Here is a 1270-nt window from a genome sequence, read left to right as displayed (position 1 = left end):
TGAATTCCAAAGCTTAGTGTCTCGAGTAGCAGCTTATGCCGCTAAGCAAGGTGAGGCATCAGCCTTAGTTTGTCAATCACAGTTGCTAAGTTATAACCAACTACTGACTGAAATAGAAAGCCGGGCGCGCTATTTGGTGGAGCAAGGTGTTAAACCTAATGATATTGTAGGTGTTTGGCAACAGCGTGATTCAGAGCTAGTTATTAATTTACTAGCGATCCAACGGGCTGGAGCTGCATATTTGCCCTTTGATGACAGTACACCACTTGGCCGAGTAGAGCAGATAGTACGCCAAGCAAATGTTCGTTTCTTATTCAGTGACAAGTTGAGTGACAAAATTGCCGCGCTTGAAGGTGTGACGTTATTGGCCTTAAATGCTAAAGGCAGCCAAAAGGTCACATTGCCGCCGCTATCGGCAGAGCAAGCAGCTTATGTCCTATTTACCTCAGGCTCAAGTGGTGAGCCTAAAGGTGTGGTTATTAGCCAAGGAAATTTAAGTCATTTATGTGATGCAATGGCTGAATTATTGTCCGCATACCCGCTAGCAGGAAGCCGTTTTGCTTGGCGTGCGCCGGTGGTCTTTGACGCTTCAGTGCAAGCTTTAGCCTTATTAGGTGAAGGTATTTGTTTGCATGTTTTATCGGATGAGCAGCGCAAAGATCCTCAGCAAATGCTGTCTTACTTTGCTAAAGAGCAGATAGATTGGGTAGATACGACGCCATCGCTAAGTGAAGTTTTGTTAGAGCAGTGTACGCAAGAGCAAGGCTTACCAAATCAATTGATAGGTGGCGAAGCTATTCGGGTAGACCTATGGCGTAATCTTGTAGCGCATAATCAAAGACACCAACGTGTTGCATATAATTTATATGGTCCAACTGAATGTACCGTTAATAGCAGTGCCTGTTTAATTGGTGGCGACCGACCTCATCTAGGAGAAGCATTACAGGGTGTTAGCTTATATGTATTAGATGACTTATTGCAGCCTGTGCCAATGGGAGCGCGAGGCGAATTATATATAGGCGGCGCCGGCGTTGGTCAAGGCTATTTAGCCCAAGAAAAGCTTAGCAGCGAGAGCTTTATTGCTAATCCGTTTAGTGCAGGTCAACTATACAAAAGTGGAGATTTAGTCCGCTATAACAGTGATGGCGAACTAGAATACTTACAGCGCAAAGACGAACAAGTTAAAGTTCGAGGCTATCGTATCGAGCCTGCAGAAATAGAAAGCCAGTTATGTGTAGCCGCAGGTGTACAGCAAGGATTGGTCTTGGTG

1 protein-coding gene is annotated in these 1270 nt (G+C 45.1%); it reads left to right on the top strand.

Translation table 11 applies throughout. The features are described 5' to 3' along the window. The coding region (locus tag ACRCA4_RS14935) for an amino acid adenylation domain-containing protein (RefSeq protein WP_433190364.1) at positions 1–1270 on the top strand (1270 nt) is incomplete at both ends.

The organism is Rheinheimera sp. WS51 (assembly GCF_050936095.1).
Taxonomy (GTDB): Bacteria; Pseudomonadota; Gammaproteobacteria; order Enterobacterales; family Alteromonadaceae; genus Alishewanella.
This window is presented reverse-complemented; position numbering and strand designations above follow the sequence as displayed.